The sequence below is a fragment of the Flagellimonas alvinocaridis genome (assembly GCF_004916895.1).
Classification (GTDB): domain Bacteria; phylum Bacteroidota; class Bacteroidia; order Flavobacteriales; family Flavobacteriaceae; genus Flagellimonas; species Flagellimonas alvinocaridis.
Genome location: NZ_SNTZ01000008.1, coordinates 39,743 through 57,569, shown reverse-complemented (window position 1 = coordinate 57,569; position 17,827 = coordinate 39,743). Strand labels below are relative to the sequence as shown.

14 protein-coding genes are annotated in these 17,827 nt (G+C 42.8%); 9 read left to right on the top strand and 5 right to left on the bottom strand.

The window, feature by feature from the left end; translation table 11 throughout:
- Position 1 precedes the first annotated feature (1 nt).
- Together EZV76_RS13045 and EZV76_RS13040 are read right to left on the bottom strand one after the other, a co-directional pair.
- Entirely contained in the window at positions 2-1,015 is a 1,014-nt protein-coding gene (locus tag EZV76_RS13045) for a hypothetical protein (protein ID WP_136567004.1), read from the bottom strand.
- A gap of 9 nt (positions 1,016-1,024) precedes the next feature.
- Complete coding sequence (locus tag EZV76_RS13040) at positions 1,025-1,564, bottom strand: hypothetical protein (protein WP_136567003.1); 540 nt, start codon at positions 1,562-1,564, stop codon at positions 1,025-1,027.
- Between the two features lie 189 nt (positions 1,565-1,753).
- Here EZV76_RS13040 and EZV76_RS13035 point away from each other — a divergent pair, with 189 nt between their 5' ends.
- From EZV76_RS13035 to EZV76_RS13020, 4 genes are all read left to right on the top strand, one after another.
- Positions 1,754-3,550, top strand: a complete 1,797-nt coding sequence (locus tag EZV76_RS13035; RefSeq protein WP_136567002.1) for a tetratricopeptide repeat-containing sensor histidine kinase — start codon at positions 1,754-1,756, stop codon at positions 3,548-3,550.
- Positions 3,551-3,556: 6 nt separating this feature from the next.
- Positions 3,557-4,309, top strand: coding sequence for a LytR/AlgR family response regulator transcription factor (locus EZV76_RS13030; protein ID WP_136567001.1), 753 nt, complete (start codon positions 3,557-3,559; stop codon positions 4,307-4,309).
- A gap of 80 nt (positions 4,310-4,389) precedes the next feature.
- Complete coding sequence (locus EZV76_RS13025) at positions 4,390-5,238, top strand: ATPase (protein ID WP_136567000.1); 849 nt, start codon at positions 4,390-4,392, stop codon at positions 5,236-5,238.
- A gap of 3 nt (positions 5,239-5,241) precedes the next feature.
- Complete coding sequence (locus EZV76_RS13020; protein ID WP_136566999.1) at positions 5,242-6,612, top strand: MBL fold metallo-hydrolase RNA specificity domain-containing protein; 1,371 nt, start codon at positions 5,242-5,244, stop codon at positions 6,610-6,612.
- Positions 6,613-6,629: 17 nt separating this feature from the next.
- On the opposite strand, the gene upp is transcribed toward EZV76_RS13020, so the two are convergent.
- Positions 6,630-7,283: a uracil phosphoribosyltransferase gene (gene upp / locus EZV76_RS13015; protein ID WP_136566998.1), complete on the bottom strand. Its 654-nt coding sequence runs from the start codon at positions 7,281-7,283 to the stop codon at positions 6,630-6,632.
- 656 nt (positions 7,284-7,939) lie between these two features.
- Here upp and EZV76_RS13010 point away from each other — a divergent pair.
- From EZV76_RS13010 to EZV76_RS12990, 5 genes are all read left to right on the top strand, one after another.
- Positions 7,940-8,548 carry an RNA polymerase sigma-70 factor gene (locus EZV76_RS13010; protein ID WP_136566997.1) on the top strand — a complete coding sequence of 203 codons (609 nt, stop codon included), beginning with the start codon at positions 7,940-7,942 and terminating at the stop codon, positions 8,546-8,548.
- A gap of 70 nt (positions 8,549-8,618) precedes the next feature.
- On the top strand, positions 8,619-9,746 hold the full coding sequence (locus EZV76_RS13005; RefSeq protein WP_136566996.1) for a FecR family protein: 1,128 nt from the start codon (positions 8,619-8,621) through the stop codon (positions 9,744-9,746).
- A 119-nt stretch (positions 9,747-9,865) separates the two neighbouring features.
- On the top strand, positions 9,866-13,279 hold the full coding sequence (locus EZV76_RS13000; protein WP_136566995.1) for a TonB-dependent receptor: 3,414 nt from the start codon (positions 9,866-9,868) through the stop codon (positions 13,277-13,279).
- A 36-nt stretch (positions 13,280-13,315) separates the two neighbouring features.
- Positions 13,316-14,755 (top strand): RagB/SusD family nutrient uptake outer membrane protein, encoded by a 1,440-nt coding sequence (locus tag EZV76_RS12995; RefSeq protein ID WP_136566994.1) that lies wholly within the window; start codon positions 13,316-13,318, stop codon positions 14,753-14,755.
- Positions 14,756-14,912: 157 nt separating this feature from the next.
- The gene (locus EZV76_RS12990; RefSeq protein WP_136566993.1) at positions 14,913-16,157 is read left to right on the top strand and encodes an aminotransferase class V-fold PLP-dependent enzyme; all 1,245 of its coding nucleotides are present in this window, start codon (positions 14,913-14,915) and stop codon (positions 16,155-16,157) included.
- A 183-nt stretch (positions 16,158-16,340) separates the two neighbouring features.
- On the opposite strand, the gene EZV76_RS12985 is transcribed toward EZV76_RS12990, so the two are convergent.
- Together EZV76_RS12985 and EZV76_RS12980 are read right to left on the bottom strand one after the other, a co-directional pair.
- The gene (locus tag EZV76_RS12985; RefSeq protein WP_136566992.1) at positions 16,341-17,111 is read right to left on the bottom strand and encodes a carbohydrate-binding family 9-like protein; all 771 of its coding nucleotides are present in this window, start codon (positions 17,109-17,111) and stop codon (positions 16,341-16,343) included.
- A 114-nt stretch (positions 17,112-17,225) separates the two neighbouring features.
- Positions 17,226-17,807, bottom strand: a complete 582-nt coding sequence (locus EZV76_RS12980; protein WP_136566991.1) for an RNA polymerase sigma factor — start codon at positions 17,805-17,807, stop codon at positions 17,226-17,228.
- Positions 17,808-17,827: the final 20 nt, after the last annotated feature.

Sequence of the window (17,827 nt, the reverse complement as noted above, 5' to 3'; positions counted from 1 at the left end):
GCTAAGGCGTTTTTAAAATAAGGTTGTCCATGGACAAGGTGGTGAAGTGTTGGGTCAGGGCTTCATCCAGATACACATCCATTTCCTTGTTCACATGGGAGTAATTGAATTCGAGGCGATCATTTGGTCGGGATAAGGGCTTGCCCGAGTACACCATCTTTATTTTCTTTACCAAGTACAGTTTGCTAATGCCTTCTTTCATTAATCGCTCTGCAGTCCCTTCATCCATTTGAAGGAAGAAGTCCACATGGTTTTTTGAGCTGGTTTTTTTCATCAGTTCGGTTTCAAAGGAGGCTGACGGCAGGAAGGTCATCGAATGGATACCACTGGGTTTTAGGAAAAAAACATCATTCAATTGGAGCGGATGTACCAACCAATACCCCTTTTGGTCAAAATCGTAGTTGTTGCCCACATGCAGGGTGGAAACGTGATAGCCCACCATTTTCTCATTTTTGAAGAAACTTTGGCTCCATTGCACCAAGGGATCTAAGCATTGCTCTATAAAAGCCTTATAATTCCGGATTCGTTCAAACTCGTTGGCCCCACGATTGGCATTTTCGCAAACCGGACCCGTACCCATGCTCTGCGCTATTTGGTTACGAAGATAGTTTTGCAGGTAGGCCGAGTTGCGTTGCTCTTGCGACATATTTCCCGAAATTGTGGTCAAACGTTCCCGATCAAGATCACCCATAAAGGGTGTCCTATACTTGAGCCCCAGGAGGAGGGAGAAGTTTCTGTAGCCTAAACCAACCTCCTTGCTTTTTTCGGTATCGTAGGAGCCCCGTACCGGTCTTACGGTTCGCCCGGGAGTTTTCCCTGTGTTGTTTTGGATTTTGTAGTTGTCCCTTGCGCCAAATCTTGGCAATCCTTTATGGGACTGCAGCACAATGGGGATAAATTGGTCCGATGGCGGGTCAAAAACCAATAAACCATTCGATTCTTGCTGTGCATGGACATGTACGGCGAATACAAAAGCGATGGCCCAGAGGTAGTATTTTAGTGATAGTTTTTTCATGTTGAGCAGTTATTCCCACATAACGACACCATCCATGGTCAAAACCAAATCGCTGTCCGCGTTGATTACGGTAGTGCCATTAAAAACAACTTTCTTTGCATTGAAGTCAACACTGTATCCATCGCCACAGGCGGTAAAAAAGCCTTGGTAGGGTGATGAGCAGGCATGCCGGAATTCTTCACCATTCTTCACGATGGTCATGGAGATGGTCTTTTCAATATCCGGGGATCCCCCGGTTGAAAAATCCGCAGCAACGATTACAAAGCCATTTTGGTCATTGGTGTAGACCAATTCGTTGTTTTCCACCCGGATGTTTTCGGAGAGCAATATCACGGATTTATCTGTTCCCGTGAGTCCCACTTGGGCCACGGCTATGTTGGCCACGGTAAGGGAATTTCCAAATTCCGAGGTTTCTTCACCGGACAATTGAATGCTTCCGCTTGCTTTTTCGGTTGCTATGTTTTCGGTTGTATTTCCATCATCCGAAGCACAATTGAAAAAAAGGGTAATCGATAGAAAAAAAAGGGAGAATAGAGGTGTTTTAAGCATTGTAACAAGGATTTGGTCTTGATGAACCTCTAAACTATGGGATTCCTGAACGATACACCATGACCATTTAGTTATCGTTATATATTGTTGGATTACCGTTGTGGTTTGTGCAATATTCGTATTGTGGTGAAACTAAAGCGGTATAATGGGGCAAAACCATTAAATTTGGAACTACACCAATTTCCAAACATGCCAGTACCCTTCAAAAGAGCCATTACCCTTTTTTTGATTTGTTTTCTTCCCCTTTGGGGAATTTCCCAAGGAAATCCGGCGGATTCGTTACAACAGGAATTGGCTTCCCATACCGCCAAAGATTCTGTCAGGGCTAATTTGCTCGTCAAAATTGCAGGGAGCATGACCTATTCCGAACCACAAGGAGCTTTTCCCTATGTGGAGGAGGCCATAAGTATATCCAAGACACTGGATTGGACCAAAGGAGAAGCCTTGGCGCTTCGTCAAAAAGGACATCTGCACTATGTCATGGCCGATGAACTCAATGCCTTGGATGCCTATCAAAGCGCTTTACAGTTGAGTCACGCTATGCAGGACAAGGAGTTGGAGTCGACCTTGATAAGCAATATTGGGAACATTTATGCCGATTTGAAACAGTATGACAAGGCCTTGGAAAACTATGAAAGCTATCTTGCCTTTGCGGAATCCACGGGGAATATCAATGAACAGATCAAAGGACTTTCCAACATTGCCATCGTCTATAACGATACGGAACGATACACCGAAGGAGTGGCTTATCTGGAAAAAGCCTTGGCATTGGCCAAAGAGGAAGGGAATGAACTTTTTGTAGCCGCCATTACCAATAATTTGGCCTTGGCGTATAAAAAATTGGAACAGTACCCAAAGGCATTGGAGCATTATCAAGATGCAGCTGTCCTGGCCCATACGATTGGCAATAAATATATTGAGGCGTCTGCCTTGAACAGTATTGGGATAGTGAACATACTCGTGGGAAATTATGATGCGGCCAGTGAGGTAGGACAGAAAGCGTTGGAATTGTCACAGGAAATTGAGGCGGTGGAATGGCAGGCCGATTCGTGGAAGGTACTCAGCGAAATCTATGAACACGATGGGAAAATGACAGAGGCCCTGGAGGCTTATAAAAACCATGTCCGGTTACAGGATAGTGTATTGAGTGAGGAAAAGAAAATGGAATTGACCCGTAAGGAAATGCAGTTTCAGATGGAAAGGCAGCAAGCAGTTGCGGATGAGGAAATCAAGCGCCAACAACTGGTGAAAAACGGGTATTTAGCGGGTGCTGTGGTCTTGGCATTGATTTCTGTTGCCGGTTATTTTGTCTACAAGCGAAGACGGGATGCCCTTGAGAAAAAGAAGGTGGCGGAATTCAATGCAAAAGTGGCCGAAACGGAACTAAAGGCCCTAAGGAGCCAAATGAACCCGCATTTTATTTTCAATTCGTTGAATTCCATAAGTGATTTCATTTCAAAAAAGGATGTGAAGCAGGCCGATGACTATCTGGTAAAATTTGCCAAGCTCACCCGTTCCATTCTGGAGAATTCAGAGAAAAAATGGATCAGCCTTGAAGAAGATTTGGAATTGATGGAGCTGTACATGCAGTTGGAGTCCCTCCGATTGGAGAACAAGCTTCATTACAGCATTGTGGTGGATGAAAGCATTGACCCGGACAATACCTTGGTGCCCCCAATGATTTTGCAGCCTTTTGTGGAAAACAGTATTTGGCATGGGATTGCCAAGCGAACCACGGACGGAACCATTGACATTACCATCAAGAATGAGGGGGATATGTTGTTATGCGTAGTGGAGGACAATGGAGTAGGGCGTTCCAAGAAGGTGCCCCAAGAGGAGCATAAAAGTTCTTTGGGGGTGAAGATTACCAAGAACCGTATCGATATTATCAACCATCTTAAAAACACCAAGGGTTCCATTGCCATGATCGATAAGGAAATGGGACTTCGGGTAGAGCTGAAACTGCCCTTGGAACTTCAATTTTAAAAAAGTATGCTAAAGGCTATTATCGTTGACGACGAACAACATTGCATCAACCGTTTGGAAGAACTCTTGCAGGAACACAAGGAGGAAATCCAGATCGTATCATGTTGCAAAACGTTGGAGGAGGCCAAACAGCAGATAGGGAACTTTGGGCCGGACATCCTGTTTCTGGATGTGCATTTGGGAGATGTGACCGGGTTTGATCTACTTTCCCAGTTGGACACCATGGATTTTAAACTCATATTCACTACGTCCTTCGATAGCTATGCCCTGCAAGCGTTTAAATTTTCAGCATTAGATTATCTGTTAAAACCTATAGACAAGGATGATTTGAAAGAAGCTGTCAATAGGGTACAGCAGGCCAAAAAATTAAAGGAGACTTCCCAGAAAATCGATGTGCTCTTCCATAACTTCAAAGACGGTGCCGGAACATCCAAAAGAATAGCGGTGCCCACCATGGATGGGTTCGCCATGGTAGATGTGAAAGACATCATCAGGTTGCAGTCAGACGGCAATTATACCCATATATATACCACCTCGAACAAACGGATAACTGCCGCAAGGACCCTGAAACATTTTGAGGGGCTGTTGGATACGGATGCATTTTTCAGGACCCACAAGTCCCATTTGGTGAACCTTTCCTTTGTGGACAATTATATCAAGGGCAAGGGTGGGTATGTGGTCTTATCCGATGGAACCAAGGTTGAAGTCGCTGTAAGACGGAAAGAGGAGCTGATCCAAAAATTGATGCCCAATTCGTAACGGAATTAGACTCCAATTGCATTGACGGATACGGATATTTTCAAGATATTTATGGAAGCTTGTCCCATATCAAAAAGAGTATGCAAAAACAGGAGTTCGATATTATAAAATCCACAGGGGAGAAGACCAAGTTTTCCGTTACAAAGCTGGAAAATTCACTAAAAACCAGTGGAGCGGACGATGCCTTGGTGAAAAAAATCGTCAGTGTGGTCATGGATGAACTCTATCCAGGGATTTCCACCAAGGAAATCTACAACAGGGCATTTGCCATGCTCAAAAAGGCTAAATCGGTCTGTGCTTCAAAATATAAATTGAAGAAGGCCATTTATGAGCTGGGTCCCACGGGATTTCCCTTTGAACGGTTTATAAGTGGCATTTTGTACTATTCGGGATACACCACCCAAGTGGGGCAGATGGTACAGGGTACCTGTGTGTCCCACGAAATAGATGTGTTGGCTCGTAAAGATGGGATCTTGAACATTATTGAATGTAAGTTTCATGGTGAGGATGGCCTCAAGTGCAATGTAAAGGTGCCGCTGTATATTGCTTCCAGATACCATGATGTCAAAGGACCGCTTGAATCGGAAAAGGAAAAGGAGTATGAAAAGACCGCAGGATGGGTGGTCACCAACACCCGTTTCACCACAGATGCGCTCCAATATGGTCAGTGTGCTGGATTGAACCTGTTGAGTTGGGACCATCCCTCTGGGAATGGACTGAAGGATAGGATAGACAGGCTAAGGTTATATCCCATCACGGTCTCCACCTTGCTGTCCGCAAAAGAAAAACAGTTCTTGTTGAACAGGGATGTTGTGTTGTGCAAGCAATTGCTGGAAGATAGCTTTTATTTGGACCATTTGGGGATTTCCAATGGGAGGAAGAGCAGGATTATCAAAGAAATGCAATCCCTGTGTCACATCCAGATTTAGTATATGGAAAGACTTAAAATTCATTTTTTGGGTGCTGCCGGCACGGTAACGGGCTCCAAGTTTTATTTGGAAACCAATGAGGTCAAGATACTGGTGGACTGTGGCATGTTTCAAGGGAACAAGGAACTTCGGATACAGAACTGGGAACCTTTGCCCATTGAGGTTTCCCAGATTGATGTGGTTCTGTTAACGCATGGTCACTTAGATCACTGTGGATATCTTCCCCTATTGGTGAAGCAGGGGTTTCAAGGAAGCATTTTGGGAACGGCGCCCACTTTGGAGATTGCCAAGATCATTCTTGAAGACAGTGCCAAAATACTGGAAGAAGAAGCCGAAAGGGCCAATAAGGAAGGATACAGCAAGCACGACCCGGCACTTCCACTGTTTGATCAGCATGATGTAGTGGCCACCTTGAAACTCTTTAAAAGTATAGAGGAAGAGGAAAGTATAGGGATTTCGCCCCATTGTTCGGTACGTTTTAGGTATAATGGCCATATCATTGGTTCAACCTTTATTGAAATAGATCTTTTTGGTAAAAAGTTGGTATTTTCTGGGGATGTAGGGCGCCTAAAGGACGACCTGCTAGACCCGCCCAAGCGGCCACAATGGGCCGACTATCTTTTTGTGGAAAGCACCTATGGGGATAGAAAGCATCCAGAAGAAGACTTGGAAACTATTTTACGGGAACTTATCCAACGGACCATACAAAGGAGGGGCACCTTGATCATACCATCTTTTGCAGTGGAACGATTACAATCGCTAATGTACTTATTGTGGAAGCTTTATGACAGGAACAAAATCCCCAACATTCCCATATTTGTGGACAGTCCAATGGGAATAAATGTATTGGAGGTCTTTGGCCGATTTCCCAAATGGCATAAGCTCGCCCCGGAAGAATACCATAACATGTGCAACCATGTTACTTTAGTGAGTTCGTACCGGGAAACCTGGGAAACCATAGATGATCCCAGGCCCAAGATTGTCATTGCGGGCAGTGGCATGGTCACAGGAGGGAGGGTGCTTACTTATATCAAACAACTGGCGGATATGGAATCCACTTCCATATTGCTGGTGGGGTACCAAGCCGAAGGAACCCGGGGCAGGGATTTGTTGGAGGGCGCACAAGAATTGAAAATGTTTGGAAAGTATGTTCTGATCAAGGCCAATGTGCAGCATTTGGAAAGTTTATCGGCCCATGCAGACCAAGGGGAACTGTTGCATTGGCTTGAAGGCGTGGACAACGTCCCAGAAAAGGTGTTCCTCATACATGGGGAAACCGAGACCATGTCCATTTTCAAGGCCAAGATTGAAGAGGTGTTCGGATGGCACACCCATATTCCTAAACTCCATGAAACCGTTGAGATTTTACTTTGACACCTTGGGCGAGGGCATCATAATTTGATTCCATAACTCAAATCACCCGCATCACCCAGACCAGGCACTATATAGCCTCTGCTGGAAAGCTTATCGTCAATGGCAGCAATCCACAAATGGGTATCTTTAGGAAAGACTTCTTTCACTTTTTCACCTCCGGCCTTGGAACCAATTACAGAGATAATGTGGATTTTTTTTGGCGTACCATGTTCTTTTAGAACATTGAGTACATTTTCCAAGGTTTTTCCCGTGGCCAACATGGGGTCGGTCAATACCAATACTTTATTTTCTAACGAAGGTGCGGCAAAGTACTTTACCACCACTTCAAAATCATCCGAATTGTTGGGATGGTGCCGGTATGCCGAGATGAATGCATTTTCGGCAGCATCAAAGTAATTCAGAATGCCATGATGTAAGGGTAACCCCGCCCTGAGTACCGAACAAAGAACCAGTTGATCAGTACAGCCAAGAATTTTTTTGGAACCCAAAGGTGTGGTAATTTCCTTTTCCCGATAGGTAAGGGTCTTGCTCATTTCATATCCCAAAACCTCACCAATCCGTTCAATGTTCCTCCTGAATCGCATGGCATCTTTCTGCACCCCAACATCCCGTATTTCTGCAATAAAGGTATTCAGCACGGTAGGAGTGGTATCAAAACGGTTGATGATCATAACGGACTTTTAATTTGGATTGAGGGTCTTCTATAAAAATAGCACATAAAGGTTCAAATTGTACATTAAGTTGCGTATTCCCCTTTTCTTTATTTTCTATAATCAATAAAAGATTCTCGGTGTGCAACAATGGTGGTATCCGTAATTAAAAAGCTATAGAAATAACGCAAGAGTGATATAATGATAATATAGAATTAATAAATATGATATGTTTTCAACCAGCCTTCATAAAATAGAAAACTTTTAAAACTCAAAGCGGTTTGTCTTTTAACATATCATATGTTTCTGTAAATCAAGTAAATAAAAATATGTTAGTTAGTTGGAAATTATAAATATCAAAAAAATGACTCACAATAAGTTATATTAGCGAAATTCTTGATTTTACTAGAGAAAAGCGGTTGAAGAGGAATTCTGAAATATGATTGTTTTGAAATATCACAAAAAAACATTGTAATTTTAGGATTTTATCCAAAGAATATCGTTAAAAATTTGAAAATTTACAGGAATTTTCAAGAATTGGCGGTGATGTACTTGATGATACGCTTAATATAGAAAAAAAGTGGATGCATAGCGAACATACTTGAAGGCATCCAAATCCAACAGTTCGGATAAGCGACATTAAAAGTATTTCCCCCTATTGTTTCTATCGCCAGAAAATGAAAAAAGATTTTTATAGCGCAGAGGACTTTCAGTTTTCCCAATTTAAAAAAGGGGACAACCGTGCTTTTGAGTTTTTTTTCAATAAATACTTTAACGACATTGTTGGATTTAGCCAAAAGTTCATTGGTGATCGGGATAAGGCCAAGAGTGTTTCCCAGGATGCCTTTATCAAATTGTGGACCAACAGGGATAAAATCATTAAAATAGGGGGTATCCGTTCTTTTTTGTTCACGTCGGCCAAGACGGATTGTTTGAACTTGCTTCGTCATAAAAAAGTCAAGAGAAGATATGAATCCTTGAAACTTCAAGAAAAGGAAAGATTACTGGACATGGAAATCCTGGATTCTCTAAAGTTTGATTCCATGACCTTTTCAGAACTTGAGGAATTGGTGGAAAAATCCATTGCCGAGATGCCTGAAAAATGTAGGCAGATTTTTATGAAGAAGCGCATGGAAAACAAGAAGAACAAGGAGATAGCTGAAGAAATGGACATCACCCTAAAAGCAGTGGAGGCCAATATGACCCGGGCGCTCAAGTTCCTTAAATTGAGGCTCGCCAGCTACATCCCCTACATCCTTATTTTAATTTTTTTAACGCTTTTTTAAAAAAAACTTAACTGTCATATAGGGTAGAAAGTGTTTGACGTGTACCTACTACAAACACCAAAGACTTTCAATGGAATATCGTTTGATAACCAAATACCTATCAGAAGCAGCTTCCGAAGCCGAGGTGGCGCAAATTTTTGAATGGATAGAAGCCTCTCCAAGCAACAAGGAGGCATTCATGGAAATAAAGAAGATTTGGGCCTTGGGTACCAAGGGAGATGAAGACATTGAAAAGGCTTGGTATGAAATTCAAGGACGCCTCAAGATCATGTCACGCAGGAGAAAACGGGCCAATACCCTTAAATACGCGGCCATTTTTGTTGGACTTGTTGCAGGGGCCTATGTTTGGTTGTCCCAAGAACCAGTGGAAAATCCAGGATTGATCATTGAGGACAGTGCCGTTGTTCTTAGTACGGGTGACAATACCACCGAGAAACTCAATGTGAACTCAGAGCAGAACTTCTCGACCCAAGGAGGAAAAGTATTTGCTACCCAAGTGGGGAACAAGATTGTGTACAATGCCAATGAATCCATTAAGGAATTGGTGTATAATGAGATAAAGGTACCCCATGGAAAGACATTTCAGTTGGTACTTTCGGATGGTTCCTTGGTGCACCTCAATTCGGGCACTTCCATGAAATTTCCAGTCAACTTTCTTCCAGGTCAGGAAAGAAGGGTATTCTTGGATGGCGAAGCCTATTTTGAGGTGGCCAAAGACGAGAAGCGCCCATTTTTGGTTGAGGCCAATGATATAGATGTCCAGGTTTTAGGAACACATTTCAATGTAAGCTCATATAAAGGCACCGAACCTTTTACCGTATTGGTTGAAGGAAGCGTTTCTGTGTCGGATAAGCAGCAGGAAGAAGAAGGAAGAATATCCCAAGTCATAGTTCCTGGGCAAAAAGCATCTTTGACCTCCAACGGGTTTGCTGTTGAGGAGGTGGATGTGAACGATTACTTGGAATGGAGACAAGGAAGGTTGATTTTCAACAATGAGTCTTTCCAAGAAATTGTCTACAAAATTGAAAGAAGATACAATGTAGAGATCAACAATGCCTATACAGAACTGGATCCCATACGATTCAATGGTAAGTTTGGAAACGAAACCATCATTGATCTATTGGATACCTTCAAGGAAAGTGCCGGATTTGACTACTACATTCAAGATAATAAAGTGATAATTAATCAACCCAACTAAAAACCCACTTGCCAATGAATTAAAACAAACTGACTCAAAAAAAAAGGGAACGCGGCCACGTTCCCCTAAAAAATGATTTTAACTGAAGGATTAATAATCAATCAAAATCTCTCAAAATTATGAAAAACAACCATTGGTTTTCCTGTTTTTTGGAAAACATTTTAAACAAGAACCGAACATTGAAGGTTTCGATCTTATTATTTATATGTGTCTTGTTCAATCTCCATGCGAGCTCATATTCCCAGAACACAAAAGTGACGGTGAGTGTGAACAACGCCCCTATTGAAATGGTATTGGGCCAGATAGAGAACCAAAGCAAATTCAAATTCTTTTACAAAACAGGTGAAGTTGATGTGAACAAAAAGGTGACCATCAATGTGAAGAACATCCCTATTAAAGATTTGTTGCACAAAATCTTTGTAGGGGACAATATCTCTTTTGTAACCGTAAAGAACCAGATTGTACTGAAGAGCAACAGACCCGTGCAGCCTGTCTTTTCTGGAAAAACCCCTATGGCCAATGCGGAACAACCTGTTCCTCAGATTTCCATTAGTGGGACTATTGTAGACAGCAACGGAGTTCCTATTCTTGGAGCCTCGGTCATAGAAAAAGGGACCACTAATGGTACCGCGGCCGATTTCGATGGGAACTATGTGCTACAAGTTTCCGGTCCTGACGCCGTGTTGGTGTTCAGTTCATTGGGATTCTCTACCCAAGAGATTGCCGTAGGAACCGCCACTACCTTAAACGTGACCTTGATGGAAGATGCACAGAGTCTTGATGAGGTGGTGATTGTAGGATATGGTACCCAGAGAAAAAGTGATTTAACCGGAGCCATTTCATCTGTTTCCTCGGATGATGTACAAGGACAGCCTGTTGCCAATATCAACGAAGCCGTTCAGGGAAGGATTCCCGGTGTTGAAATTACCTCTAGCTCGGGAGAGCCCGGCGCGCCTTTACAGATAAGAGTGCGTGGTATGGGTACTTTTGGAAATACCGGTCCACTATATGTTGTGGATGGTATGCCGGTAAACGTTACCGATGTGAACTCCATAGACCCGAATTCCATTGAGTCCATGGATATCTTAAAAGATGCTTCTGCCTCTGCCATTTATGGGTCAAGAGCTGCCAATGGAGTGGTATTGATCACCACCAAAGCAGGTAAAAGTGGTAAGCCCAAAGTAACTATAGACAGCTACTACGGTATACAAGAGTTTACGGATTTCATTCCAATGTTGAACTCTAGACAATATGCCCAATTGAATATTGATGCTTCCGCCGCAGCAGGAGCAACAGTTGAACCTGCATTTGCCAACCCTGATGGCATAACCGTAAATACTGACTGGCAGAAGGCGGCCTATCAGGCTGCTCCGATACAAAACTATAACGTGTCTATATCTGGAGGTAGTGAAAATGCCAAGTATTCTGTTTCTGGTGGGTATTTTGATCAAGAGGGTATCATGGTGTTCAGTAACTTTAAAAGATACACCGCTAGGGTAAAGAGTGAATTCAAGATTGGAGAAAAACTGACCATTGGAGAATCCATCAACCTAAGTAGGGGATTGGGTCTAAACATGGGTCAAGGAAACAACTTGGACTTTGCTTACCTCTTGGGAGCGTCCCCAACGATGCCCATCTTTAGGGAAGGAAACCTTGGAGGGTATGCCGGTCCCAATGCTGCCGAAACTGGCAGGAACAACCGTGAGAATATTGTAGGTAGAAGGAACTTTAGACGTACCTATACCACCATCAATAAAATCTTGGGAAGCTTGTATGCCGAGTATCAAATCATTCCTAACTTGAAATATCGTTTGAATTTGGGTATCAATGCCGGTTTCAATACATCAAAATTGTATGTGCCCAAGTTTGAAATGGAAAACAGGACCAATCTTGTTCAACAATTAACGGAGAGCAAGAACGAATCTTACGAGTATTTGGTTGAGAATATTTTGACCTATGACAAGCAATTTGAAGATTTCTCCCTATCTCTTTTAGGTGGATACACCGAACAGAATGCTTTTTATAGCAACATCGGTGGATCAATTCGCGAATTCCCCAGCAACGAACTACGGGTAATCGATGCGGGAACAGGAAGCTTCACGCTTCAAGGGAATGAGTCCGAATGGGCATTGAGATCTTATTTGGGAAGGGCCAACATCACCGTTTTGGACAAGTATTTGTTCACAGCGACTTTCCGTCGTGATGGTTCTTCAAGATTTGGTAGTGAGAACAGGTTCGGTAATTTCCCATCCTTAGCTTTGGGATGGAACATTTCCAGAGAAAACTTTATGTCCGCCATACCGGCCATCAGCAACTTGAAGTTAAGGGGAAGCTGGGGTAAATTGGGTAACCAGGATACCAATGATAATTATGTGAACCAGACCACCATTGATACCACACCAAGGTATATTTTAGGATCAGGTCAGGGTATAGCTGCTGCTGCAGCGGTCACAAGCTTGGGTAATCCCGCCTTGAAATGGGAATCCACAACACAGACCAACGTAGGTGTTGATCTAGGATTGTTGGACGGATCTATTTTCTTTACCGCGGATTACTGGGTTAAGGATACCGATGGCGTTTTGTTGCGTACCCCGATTTCGGTAGCCACTGGTATTGATAGGTCTTCGGGCCCATATGAGAATTCCGCAGGGATCAAAAACTCCGGTTTTGAGTTCTTGTTGGGATATAGAAAAGATCGTGAGGATTTCAACTATGAGGTATCGGTTAATTTATCCACAGTTAAGAATGAGGTGACCAGTTTGGGAGATGGAACTACATCCATCATCAACTTGGTGAACAACGCCTATAACTATGGAACCTTTACCCGTACCACAGTTGGAGAGAGCATGTCCAGTTTCTATGGTTATGTTGCCGATGGAATCTTCCAGAACGATCAAGAAGTAGCCAGCCATGCCACACAGCCTGGAGCAGCACCTGGAGACGTAAGATTCAAAGACTTGAACGGAGATGGTGCCATTACCGATGCGGATAGAAAGGTGATAGGAGATCCATTCCCTGATTTCAGTTACGGTATCAACGGAAGCATGTCTTACAAGAACTTTGATCTGAGCTTGAGCTTTCAAGGAATTGCAGGAAAGGAGCTATACAATAGCCAAAGAGCATATTTGGAAAGTATGGACGGTGAACACGGACAAATGGCCACTACGTTGAACCGTTGGACCAGTGAAGGTTCCACAAATACCTTCCCAAGGGCAGTACGTGGAAACCCTAACGACAACACTCGTCCATCCACACGTTTTCTTGAAAATGCCTCTTTCCTGAAATTACGCAACATACAGGTTGGGTATAGATTCCCAAAGAGCATCTTGGATTCCGTTGGGCTGACCAATGCCAGGATTTATTTAAGCGCCCAAAATGTGTTTACCATTACCGATTATTCAGGATATAATCCTGATGTACTTGGTGGATCTGGTTGGGCGACCAACGATTTGAATCCTCTTGCAGTAGGGGTTGATACGGGAACTTACCCTTTGCCTAGAACCATACAAATGGGCGTGCAAATAGGATTGTAGGAAACCGAGGAAAATAAATCGAAAAAAATAGAGATCATGAAATATATATATAAAATACTCACTCTTAGCTGCTTGGCTTTATCTCTAGGCAGTTGCGAAAAAGATTTTTTGGATAAAACTCCGCCAGATGCCATTCCAGTTGACGGATTTTTTAACTCTGCTGAGCGTGCGGAACAAGGGGTGAATGCAATCTATGCGACCCTACAGACCACCGAATTGTATTCGAACACCATGGCAAAGTTGTACGATCCCCCAACAGGCGAGACCGTCCTTACCAACACTGGTGGCTATGGATTCAATGATTTTACCTATTCAGCTGCTGATGGTATTCTAATGGATGTGTATGGAAAGCTATATGAAGGAGTCTTTAGAGCCAATACAGTAATCAAGGAAGTACCTTTAATGGAAGAAATCGATGCAAGCCTTCAGGCTAGGTTTGTGGGAGAAGCCAAGTTTCTACGCGCGTTCTATTATTGGCACTTGACCACCTTGTGGGAAGATGTGCCCCTGTTCACAGAGCCTTTTGATGTGCCTTCTGATGCCCTTGTGGCCAAATCGACCAGAGCTGCCATCTATGAAGTGATGATTCAGGATTTGATTGATGCCGAGGCAGTGCTTCCCGAGGTGTATGGCGCTTCAGATTTGGGTAGGGCCACCAAAGGAGCTGCCCAGGCCCTTTTGGGAAAGGTCTATCTGTACGATGAAAACTATCAGCAAGCCGAAGTTTGGCTAGGTGAGGTCATAGATTCAGAATTGTATGACTTGGTAGAGAACTTTGGGGATATCATCAATATCAACAATGAGAACAATGTAGAGTCCATTTTTGAAATCCAGTTTGCCGAAGTGGGTGAAGGAGATGTTGGTACACTAAGGGTATCATACAATAATCCACAGGTTAATGGAGGTTTTGGAAATCACTTGCCTACCCAATCTATTGTTGATGCTTTTGAAGATGGAGATCCAAGGCTCAACGAATCCATCTTCATTGATGGAGATGTTTTTGCTCCTGAACTGAGCACGGAGAGTCTTAATTTGGATACCTATCAATCGGTATGGTCCGCTACAGGATATAACCTGAAAAAAGGCTTGTTCCCTGTAATGTATGTGAACAACCGAGGAACCAACTTCCCAGCTATCAGATACGCAGATGTTTTGTTGATGTATGCAGAAGCTGCCAATGAGTTGGATATGAGGGATGATGCCCGTGATGCCGTAAATGAAGTAAGAGATCGTGTGGGAATGCCTTTGCTGGATGCCGGTACTACTGGTACCAAGGAAGCTTTGTTCGATGCCATTGTACATGAAAGACAAGTAGAATTGGCCTTTGAGTACCATCGTTTCAATGATTTGAGAAGATGGGGATTGGCTCAAGATGTATTGGGCCCTAACGGTTATGCAGAGCGAAACAGATATTATCCATTGCCTCAGGAAGAAATAGATACCAATGAAAACCTTGTTCAACGACAAGGATGGTAATTGGTCCATTTTTACTGACAGAGGAAAACTAAAATAAGTTGAACAGTGATGGGTGCCACCAGAGAGAGTTCTGTGGCACTCGGTCACTGTCTTTTCAGTACAATTGGGAGGAAGTGGAACGTATCATGGAATTGGAATAACCCAAAAGCAATAACAAATGATTACAAGGAGAAAATTATTGAAAAACTTATCGGCTGTTCCGGTAGTAGGTGGATTGGTAGGTACCGGTATGGTATCGGCCTGCGAATTCAGCAAGACCGACTCAGGAGCTGGAACAGAAGAAGCGACCAGGAACTTTTTTGAGGAACTGGGCGTGACCCCGGTAATCAATGCGGGGGTTACCATGACCTTTCTATCGGGCTCGTTGATGCGTCCAGAGGTTATGGCGGCCATTAACTCCACCGCCCATGATTTTGCCAATATGTACCAACTACAGGACAAGGTAGGGGAAAAGATAGCTGAAATGCTCAACGTGGAAGCGGCTATGGTAACCTCCGGTGCGGCCTGTGCCATGGTATTGGGTACCGCAGCGACCATAACGGGCATGGACCTGAAGAAAAGAAGGCAATTACCCGATCTTCTAGATCCACGTCCGGAAGTTATCATGCAGAAGAGCCATAGATATGTTTTTGATCAAGCAATTCCTACGGCAGGAGCCAAGATTGTTGAGGTTGATGGTGCGGAGGAAATGGAAGCTGCCATCAATGAGAATACGGTAATGGCCTTGTACTTCAATGCAGCAAGTGGCCCAATTTTACACGAGGAATTTGTGGCCATAGCCAAGCGCCATAATGTACCTACGTTCATTGATGCTGCTGCTGATGTACCCCCAAAGGAGAACTTGTTCAAGTTTCAAAAAATTGGGTTTGATTTAATCACTTTTTCAGGAGGAAAAATGATTAGGGGGCCACAAAGTGCCGGGCTTCTTTTTGGTAGAAAAGACCTTATTGAAGCGGCTAAATTCAACCATAGCCCGCATGAAGCTCCAATAGGTAGGCCCATGAAAGTCAACAAAGAAGAGATTTTTGGTATGTATGCCGCCCTTAAGGCTTATTTGGAACTGGACCATGAAAAGGAATGGCAAGATTGGTTGGATCGTATTGAGCGTATCAAAACAAAGATAACTACCATTGAGACCGTGAGTGGTGAGACCCATGTAAGTCCTGGTCCCGCAAATGCTTTTCCAAGTATGTTGGTAAGCTGGGATGAAGAAAAGGTGAAGATGAGCCCCAAAGAGGTTAGTGATGCCTTAAAAGCTGAAAATCCAAGTATAGTAACCAATATAAGAAGAGGAAGAGATGGTGCTGCGGACAGATTGAGTGTCGGTGTTGTACTATTGAAGCCTGAACAGGTTGATTATGTGGCCGAACGTTTGGCAGATGTCTTGAGTAAGGCCGTTTAAGTAAGAAATTTGGCCAATATCAGATGTAGGATGATTGGCCCCCACTGTACATTTTATTACAGTGTGTAAGATCGAGCAATCATTGGAATTGTTTGGTTAGTTTTTTAGATTGCATGGGGCGCAGGTGATAACCAGCGCCCCATTTTTGTTTTGAAATGAGTGCACTTTGATTTTTACGGCCTTTTATTCCAAAACCATATAGCCAAAGTATTCAGGCCTGTGGAAAGCAGGTCTTTTGGCCATGGTGGAACTCCAACAGGCAAAGGTGGAATTTTCTGCATTGTTTCTCCAACCCTTTTCGGTTTGGTCTTCTTGGGAAATGATTCGGTAAAAATTCAATCTATATACATTGTCAGGCGTATTTTCAGGGTACTGTAGCAATTTTAATGGAATTCTCATGTGTCCGCTCCATGTATTGGTGTTTTGGTCCTTGGAGGCACTGTGTTCCACACCCATGGCGTTGGGATCCAAATGCTCCGAGCTAAATTTTCCATCACCTTTGAAGTTGTTATGTATGGTGGCCAGGAACATGGCATTGTTGGGGTTTAATTGAATCTCAACATAGTCCTCCATAGGTTCTTTTCCTTTGCTGATAAAAAGCTCAAAGACCTCTTGTGTGAACATGGGAGTGTTATCTTCCGTGAAATAATTCTGGTCCATTCTAGGGTTGTCCCTGCATTCAAATTGTATTTCAAGAAATTCATCATCATATTTTACCAATACCAAGGTTTCTTCTTTAATGGGCTCTCCACCAACGCTGTGCTTAAAATGTAGGTCTCCCAATTGGGTAAAGGATTCCTTGTTTATGGTAATTGTTGGCAGTTTTCCGGTGTTGTTTTCAGTCATGGTTTGGGTTGTTTCAATTGTATTGGTATTGTCCTGTTTTTGTTTGGTATTGCAGGATAAGTAAAGGATAGCGCATAAAAATACTGTGATTGGTTTGGTTTTTTTCATGGTTGAAAATATGATATCAGGTTGTGTAAATGTTCAATTTAACAGTGCATAAAAACGTTAAGGCCTCAAGAGATAAAAACAATCATACCCGTTGAAGATAAATGAATGTCTTTTCTACCGTAGTTTAGGGTTACAGGCAAGAAAAAAAATGGTCTCATATTTATGTCCCAGTTTTTTCTCAAGAATTTTAAAGGCCCTGGTCATGTGCGCCTCAATGGTTTTAATGGAAATACCTAAATGCTCGGCAATTTCTGTGTGGGTAAGCCCTTCTTTTTTGTTGAGAAGGAAAATACGCCTGCATTTTGGAGGTAGATTGTTTATTTCCAAATTCACTAGCATAATGATCTCTTCCAGATTGTCTTGCTCATTTTCAACAGCAATGTCTATGGCCTCCAAGTATTTTTTTTCCAAGTACAGAACAGACTTATTCTTTCTATACTCGTCTATAAACTCATTATAAACCGCTTTATAAAGGAAGTTCTTGATTAAAAAGCTAGGATTGAGTTTTTTTCGTTTCGTCCAAACCCTTACAAAGACATTTTGTACAATATCTTCTGCTTTACCATGATCGTTCGTCAAAGTGTATGCATAGCTGCAGAGTCTTTGATAATAAGTGTCCATTAAGTATTCGTATGCTTTCTCATCACCTTTGACCAGTCGTTTTGTCAAAAAGTAATTATCGTCAGTATAGTCCATTGAAGGTTGATGATTTCCTA

Coding starts and splice junctions, on each gene's coding strand:
- upp (WP_136566998.1), bottom strand. CDS start 7,283: ATGATCATCAACCGTTTTGATACCACTCCTACCGTGCTGAATACCTTT.
- EZV76_RS12980 (WP_136566991.1), bottom strand. CDS start 17,807: ATGGACTATACTGACGATAATTACTTTTTGACAAAACGACTGGTCAAA.
- EZV76_RS13035 (WP_136567002.1), top strand. CDS start 1,754: ATGCCAGTACCCTTCAAAAGAGCCATTACCCTTTTTTTGATTTGTTTT.
- EZV76_RS12995 (WP_136566994.1), top strand. CDS start 13,316: ATGAAATATATATATAAAATACTCACTCTTAGCTGCTTGGCTTTATCT.
- EZV76_RS13005 (WP_136566996.1), top strand. CDS start 8,619: ATGGAATATCGTTTGATAACCAAATACCTATCAGAAGCAGCTTCCGAA.
- EZV76_RS12985 (WP_136566992.1), bottom strand. CDS start 17,111: ATGAAAAAAACCAAACCAATCACAGTATTTTTATGCGCTATCCTTTAC.
- EZV76_RS13010 (WP_136566997.1), top strand. CDS start 7,940: ATGAAAAAAGATTTTTATAGCGCAGAGGACTTTCAGTTTTCCCAATTT.
- EZV76_RS13000 (WP_136566995.1), top strand. CDS start 9,866: ATGAAAAACAACCATTGGTTTTCCTGTTTTTTGGAAAACATTTTAAAC.
- EZV76_RS13025 (WP_136567000.1), top strand. CDS start 4,390: ATGCAAAAACAGGAGTTCGATATTATAAAATCCACAGGGGAGAAGACC.
- EZV76_RS13045 (WP_136567004.1), bottom strand. CDS start 1,015: ATGAAAAAACTATCACTAAAATACTACCTCTGGGCCATCGCTTTTGTA.
- EZV76_RS12990 (WP_136566993.1), top strand. CDS start 14,913: ATGATTACAAGGAGAAAATTATTGAAAAACTTATCGGCTGTTCCGGTA.
- EZV76_RS13040 (WP_136567003.1), bottom strand. CDS start 1,564: ATGCTTAAAACACCTCTATTCTCCCTTTTTTTTCTATCGATTACCCTT.
- EZV76_RS13020 (WP_136566999.1), top strand. CDS start 5,242: ATGGAAAGACTTAAAATTCATTTTTTGGGTGCTGCCGGCACGGTAACG.
- EZV76_RS13030 (WP_136567001.1), top strand. CDS start 3,557: ATGCTAAAGGCTATTATCGTTGACGACGAACAACATTGCATCAACCGT.